A 6,560-nucleotide genomic window follows, 5' to 3' on the forward strand; every position below is an offset into this window, starting at 1 on the left:
GGAGTGGTGTGGTCATGTATTTGCCCAACTCAACAATCGGGAAGCTTTTGAAATCCAGTCCAACAGTTATTTCGAATCCGAAGCCGACCAGGCTTTCAGCATCGAAAAAAACGTCCTCGAAGATGAACTCTGGACAATGATTCGCACCCAACCCGATGCCTTGCCGGAAGGGAACCTGAGCATTGTGCCTTCCCTGGAATACCTAAGACTGAAGCACCGGGAAATTAAATCCTACAACGCCGAGGTCACACTCACCACTGAAGCCGGCAGCCGGCAATTGTATATACGGTATCCGGAACTCGACAGAACCCTGAGCATTCAATTCCAGGACGGGTTTCCCTACCGGATAGAGGGATGGAGGGAGTCTTATCCTTCCGGACGCGGAGCAATTACCTCGACAGCCCGGCTGAACAAAACTATTTTGAGCCCGTACTGGCAAAAAAATGGAAACTCAGATCTATCTTTACGGGATAGTTTAGGATTGGAAATGCGATGAGCGAATTGTTTACCAACTACCAGACCGAGGTCCTGACCACCCTGCTGACCCTGGGTGTGCTGATTATCACGCGCGTTCTCTCCACAAAGGCCATACGGAAAGTTGGGCAGATCAGTGACCTGAATGACATCCGAACGCGGTTAATCTTAAAATATGTATCCATTGGGCATGTCGTATTGATGGTTAGCGCCCTGTTGCTTATTTGGGGCGTAAACTTCAGGGAAGTCGGTTTAATTTTATCTTCGGTTTTTGCCGTAATCGGGGTGGCCTTATTTGCCAGCTGGTCTATTTTGAGCAATATCACAGCCGGGGTGATCCTCTTTTTTTCCTTCCCGTTTAAAATTGGAGATCATATACGCATTCTCGATAAGGAACTGGAAGGTGTAAACGAGTTCTGGATTGAAGATATCCGCGCCTATCATGTACACCTTCGCAACACTAATGGGGAATTGGTGACTTACCCAAACAATCTTTTTCTTCAGAAAGCCGTGACGATTCTTAAACCCGATGCAGCGGATACCGAAGGGAGCGATGCGCTTTAGGGTGTTAAAGAAGTTTTAAAGTACCCTCCCCGGCCCGTTATCTTTCTATCTTTACCCGGCTGACTAATTTACCGAATTATGCCCTATTTACTGCGCTGGTTAACCCTGGGATTACTTGTACTTCCATTTATTTGCAATGGACAGGGTAAGGCTCCGCCATCTTCTGTTAAACTCTATAACGACCTTCAGAAAATTAACTTTTTAGGTTCTGCCCTGTACATCGCCGCCCACCCGGATGATGAAAATACCCGATTGATCTCCTACCTGTCCAATGAAGTGCACGCCCAAACCGCTTATTTGTCGTTAACACGGGGGGATGGGGGCCAAAATCTAATCGGCACTGAACTCCGTGAATTGCTCGGGGTCCTGCGCACCCAGGAACTGCTTGCCGCCAGAGGCGTAGATGGAGGACAACAATTCTTTACAAGGGCCAACGACTTTGGGTATTCGAAACACCCGGACGAAACCCTGAAGATATGGGACCGGGATGCCGTGCTCTCGGATGTAGTGCGAGTGATCCGGACATTTAAGCCCGATATTATCGTCAATCGTTTTGACCATCGGACACCCGGGAGCACCCATGGTCATCATACATCGTCTGCAATTTTAAGTACAGAAGCCTTTGCCCTGGCGGGAAAACGCGATGCCTATCCGGAACAACTCGCGTCCCTCCAACCCTGGAGTCCCGAGCGGCTCTTTTATAATCTGTCCTGGTGGTCTTACGGAAGTCGCGAGAATTTTGAAAAGGCAGATAAATCGAGGCTTGTTCCCCTGGACGTAGGTGTTTATTATCCGGAGCGTGGCCTGTCCAATAACGAAATTGCCGCTATGGCAAGCAGCAAACACCGTTGCCAGGGCTTTGGAAGACCCAACGTACGGGGTTCTGAACAAGAGTATTTAGAAATACTGGAAGGAAGTTTACCACAGAACGGAGATCCTTTCGAGGGTATCGACACGAGTTGGGAAAGGATAAAAGGTGGGGAAGCTGTCGGGGCCATCCTGAACCCTATGGAATCCGCATTTAATTTCAGGGATCCCGCCTCCCATCTTCCCGAATTGCTCGAGGCCTATAAGATCCTGACTGCATTGGAGGATTCGCACTGGAAGCGTGTTAAAAGCGAGCAACTCCTGGAACTCATTGTCAACGTCTCAGGCTTGTATATTGAGGCTTCATCTGCAGATTACGCTGCAAATCCGGGGGAAACGGCTCCAATTCGCATCGAAATGGTTAACCGGTCTGAGTGGCCCGTGGAAGTCAGGGGATTTCAACTGGATGCGGGTACGCAAAGCGATAGTCTCATCCCCTTAACTGAGAATCAGCGGATACGCCTCGAAGGGGCCATTGCCATTCCAGAGGACCATGCAGGCACGGACCCCTATTGGCTGCGGGAATCCGGAACCCAGGGGCTTTACACCGTTTCTGATCCTTCCCTTATCGGGAAACCAAAAACGCCTCCCGCATTTTATTTGCGGGTAAATTTAGATATTGACGGTACCAAGCTGGATTATGTAACGCCAGTCGTCCACCGGTATTCCGAACCGGACAAAGGAGAATTGGTCCGTGCTTTTGAAGTCCTCCCCAAAGTGACCGCAAGTTTTGATGAACAAGTAAGTATGTTCACCTCAGCACATTCCCGCTCCCTGAAATTAGCGGTGAAATCGCATACCCAAAGTGCCCGTGGCAAGGTAAGGCTCAGGGTACCGGAAGGATGGCAGGCGAACCCGGCATCCTACGACCTCAGCCTTTCGGGGAAAGGGGATGAAATGGTATTTCAGTTTACCCTCATGCCTCCCCCCGGGGATTCGCAAGGCTTCGTAACTCCCGAAATAACAATTGGAGACAAGGTCTATAGTGAAGAACTTATCCCTATTGTCTACGAACATATTCCAGCTCAAATCGTGCTACTCCCTGCGGTGGTAAAAGTTGTACGACTCAATGTTGAAAAAGCCGGGCAACATATCGGATATGTCATGGGTGCCGGAGACCAGGTACCGGAAAACCTGGAAGCGATCGGATATACGGTGCATACCCTGAATATGGATGCCCTCAGCGCTGAGACTTTAAAAACTATGGATGCCGTGGTCCTGGGCATTCGGGCATATAACGTACTGGATGAATTGCCTTTTAAAAATGACATCTTGCTGAACTATGTCAAAGAGGGGGGCACCATGATTGTACAGTACAATACCAGTGGGCGGGGAGCCCGTGACTTTAGCAATCTTGCCCCCTATCCGCTTCGCCTGTCCCGGGACCGGGTATCGGATGAAACGGCCACTGTAGGAATTCTGGAACCCGAACATCCCGTGCTGAATTTTCCCAACGTTATTAATGCCCAGGATTTTCAGGGCTGGGTTCAGGAACGCGGACTGTATTTCCCCGATCAATGGGATCCGTCCTATACACCCCTGCTCTCCATGAATGACCCCGGGGAATCCAGTAAAAAAGGTGGTCTACTGGTCGCACCCTATGGTTCAGGATACTATATTTACACCGGCCTGAGTTTTTTTCGGGAACTTCCTGCGGGGGTACCGGGAGCTTTTAAATTATTGTCTAATATGCTTTCCATCGGGAAGGCGCCAATACCTGCTGAGCGTGGAGTTAAAGGATGAAATGAAAGCAAAGATGGTCTGGAAACGCATCTATACCCTGGTGCTGGTTTTAAACGCCATCTATATTCTGGTTTTCTACTTTATTATGACCTCGAACGCTTAACATGGCAACTATCGATTGGATCATTCTGGCGGGCACCCTTTTTTTTATCGTCTTTTTTGGCGTTTGGAAAACCAGGGGAAACAAAGATGTCAAGGAATACGTCCTGGGGGGTAACCGGGCCAAATGGTGGACTGTCGGACTTTCGGTAATGGCTACCCAGGCCAGTGCGATTACCTTCCTTTCCACACCAGGACAGGCTTTTCACGACGGGATGGGGTTTGTACAGTTCTATTTCGGACTGCCCATGGCGATGATCATCATCTGTATTGTTTTTATCCCAATCTATCACCATCTCAAGGTCTATACCGCCTACGAATTTCTCGAAAGGCGGTTTGACCTGAAAACACGAACTCTGGCAGCTATCCTGTTTCTGATACAACGGGGACTGGCAGCGGGAATCACCATTTTTGCCCCTTCCATCATCTTGTCTGCAGTCCTGGGATGGGATTTAAAAACCCTGAACATCATTATCGGTATCCTGGTGATTATCTACACGGTTTCCGGGGGCACAAAAGCTGTTAATGTTACCCAAAAGCAACAGATGTTCGTGATTATGCTGGGGATGTTTATGGCCTTTTTCTTTATTCTCGGATACCTCCCTAGCGACATTAATTTTAGCAAAGCCCTTAAAATTGCAGGGGCGAGCGAGAAACTGAATATTCTCAATTTCGACTTGGATACCAGCAGCCGGTATACCTTCTGGAGCGGGATAACCGGGGGTATGTTTCTGATGCTCTCCTATTTTGGAACGGACCAGAGTCAGGTGCAGCGCTACCTTTCCGGCAAATCTGTGCGGGAAAGCCAGCTCGGACTTATTTTTAACGGGATGCTGAAAATTCCGATGCAGTTTTTTATCCTCCTTGTCGGGGTTATGGTTTTTGTATTCTATCAATACAACCCTTCCCCCCTTAATTTTAACCCGGCAGCTACTGCCGCAGTTCTTGAATCTGAGTACGCCGAAGAGTACGAGGAACTGGAAATGGCCCACGGGGTGTTGGAGCAGGAGAAGAAAATGGCGCAAAATGCCTTTTCCAGGGCCCTGAAGCTAAAGGATTACAACTCCACAGTTGCGGCCAAAGCGAATATTTTGAAAATCAACCAGAAAGAGCGCTTTAACCGGGAAACGGCCAAAACATTAATTAGCCAGGCAGACAGCAGTGTGGAGACCAACGACAAAGACTATGTCTTTATACACTTTATCCTGAATTATCTGCCCAGGGGGCTCATCGGCCTTCTATTGGCAGTGATCTTATCCGCTGCGATGTCCTCCACCGCTTCGGAATTAAACGCATTGGGGACCATTACCGCCCTTGATCTCTACAAGAGAAATAAAAAGCAGGAGATGGAGCCCAAACACTACGTTAAGGTCTCCCGCCTGTTTACCTTAATGTGGGGTGTAGTGGCCATAACCCTGGCGTGCCTGGCCAGCCTGGCCGAAAACCTGATCCAGCTCGTCAACATTATCGGCTCCATTTTTTACGGGAATGTACTCGGGATTTTCCTGCTCGCCTTCTTCGTGAAACAAGTACGAGGCAACTCAGTTTTTATCGCCGCCATCATCACCCAGGTCATGGTCATTATCGGGTTTAAATTCGACTGGATGTCTTTTCTCTGGCTCAACGCTTTTGGATGTGCACTGGTTATTGTCCTCGCCCTCTTGCTGGAAGGTTTTGACAGGTTGCTGAAAAATCCACCCATCCGCATATAAAAAGCCCGGCGTTTTTACGGCCGGGCCTCTGATATATTTCCTTTGATTTGTTCAGACCACGAGTTTCAAAGCCGTGGTATTGCAAGGACAAAAAGAATTACATGGCTCCCCATTCCTTCAGAGAATCTTTGTTCATCTTAACGTAATCCGCATTTCCTGCTTTTTCAGCAGCTGCCAGGGATTTTTTAGCAGCAGCAATTGCCCCGTTCTTATCTCCCATTTTAGCATAAATAAGGGATTGCTGACGCATCATCCAGAATGCTTCCGGATTCATAGCTACCGCCTTCTCTACGTATTCTTTGGCCTTGTCCATCTCCATTCCTTCCTGGAAATAGTAGGACGCAGCGCCGTAGTAATCATTGGCAGTAGGTCCACCCATAGCCGCCTCAATACTCTTCATCGCTTTGGCCTTTGTCGGTACCTCAAAAGGAACGCCCGCATAGGTGTTTTCCCACCACATTCCGAGGGTTCCCCCGTTGTTATGCAGGTTGTCCAGGGTGATCGTAAAAGTTTCAGCTGTAGGTGTTGTCTTTACAGCTGGTACCGTAATACTAGCTGCTACCTTTCCATCATCCCACTTGGCCGGGGTTCCCCAGTTGCTGGTATCTGAATAAAAAAGTACTTCCCACTTGTTTGCCATAGGTTTGGTAAAAACCGCATAGGTCCCGGCTTTAAGGGTCTTGCCTCCTACCGTTACATCGTCACTAAACATAACAGTGGTATTAGCATTGGCTCCAGTTCGCCAAAGTTTTCCATAAGGGACCAGGTTTCCAAAAACCGTTCGTCCTTTCATGGACGGGCGGGAATATTTCACGGTAACCTCTGTAAGGCCAACCATCTGCTCCAGTGTGGAGCCCGGGCTCGGGGCAGGGGTCTGCATTTGTGCAACCCCCATAAGTCCAGCGCTTAGCGCCAACGTCAAAAGTATTCTTTTTATCATGTTTATTGGGTTTTTAGTTCGGTCAAAACTACTGAGAAAGGCAGGTTTGTTTTGTTAAACAAATCCTAAATACAACGGCTGAAGCCACCAATCCTGCGACATTCAGGTGTCTGTTTTTTCCGAAGATTCCAAGGCTCCCAAAGTATTGGGAAAAGCAGAAC

4 protein-coding genes and 1 pseudogene are annotated in these 6,560 nt (G+C 48.6%); 4 read left to right on the top strand and 1 reads right to left on the bottom strand.

Features of this window, described 5'->3' with window-relative positions:
• The 4 genes and pseudogenes from WBV75_RS07460 to WBV75_RS07475 form a co-directional block, all read left to right on the top strand.
• A pseudogene (locus tag WBV75_RS07460) lies at positions 1-496 on the top strand (septum formation inhibitor Maf); the annotation flags it as partial.
• Complete coding sequence (locus WBV75_RS07465; protein ID WP_424120004.1) at positions 493-1,038, top strand: mechanosensitive ion channel domain-containing protein; 546 nt, start codon at positions 493-495, stop codon at positions 1,036-1,038. The pseudogene WBV75_RS07460 and the gene WBV75_RS07465, both read left to right, overlap by 4 nt.
• A gap of 78 nt (positions 1,039-1,116) precedes the next feature.
• On the top strand, positions 1,117-3,648 hold the full coding sequence (locus tag WBV75_RS07470; protein ID WP_424120005.1) for a PIG-L family deacetylase: 2,532 nt from the start codon (positions 1,117-1,119) through the stop codon (positions 3,646-3,648).
• A gap of 104 nt (positions 3,649-3,752) precedes the next feature.
• On the top strand, positions 3,753-5,459 hold the full coding sequence (locus tag WBV75_RS07475; RefSeq protein ID WP_424120006.1) for a sodium:solute symporter: 1,707 nt from the start codon (positions 3,753-3,755) through the stop codon (positions 5,457-5,459).
• A gap of 97 nt (positions 5,460-5,556) precedes the next feature.
• Here WBV75_RS07475 and WBV75_RS07480 read toward each other — a convergent pair whose 3' ends face one another.
• The gene (locus tag WBV75_RS07480) at positions 5,557-6,399 is read right to left on the bottom strand and encodes a DUF2911 domain-containing protein (protein WP_424120007.1); all 843 of its coding nucleotides are present in this window, start codon (positions 6,397-6,399) and stop codon (positions 5,557-5,559) included.
• Positions 6,400-6,560: the final 161 nt, after the last annotated feature.

It is taken from the genome of Robiginitalea sp., assembly GCF_049588695.1.
Taxonomy (GTDB): Bacteria; Bacteroidota; Bacteroidia; order Flavobacteriales; family Flavobacteriaceae; genus Robiginitalea.

Excerpts from the sequence above, each read along its gene's own strand:
- WBV75_RS07465 (WP_424120004.1), top strand. The coding sequence starts at position 493 with ATGAGCGAATTGTTTACCAACTACCAGACCGAGGTCCTGACCACCCTG.
- WBV75_RS07470 (WP_424120005.1), top strand. The coding sequence starts at position 1,117 with ATGCCCTATTTACTGCGCTGGTTAACCCTGGGATTACTTGTACTTCCA.
- WBV75_RS07475 (WP_424120006.1), top strand. The coding sequence starts at position 3,753 with ATGGCAACTATCGATTGGATCATTCTGGCGGGCACCCTTTTTTTTATC.
- WBV75_RS07480 (WP_424120007.1), bottom strand. The coding sequence starts at position 6,399 with ATGATAAAAAGAATACTTTTGACGTTGGCGCTAAGCGCTGGACTTATG.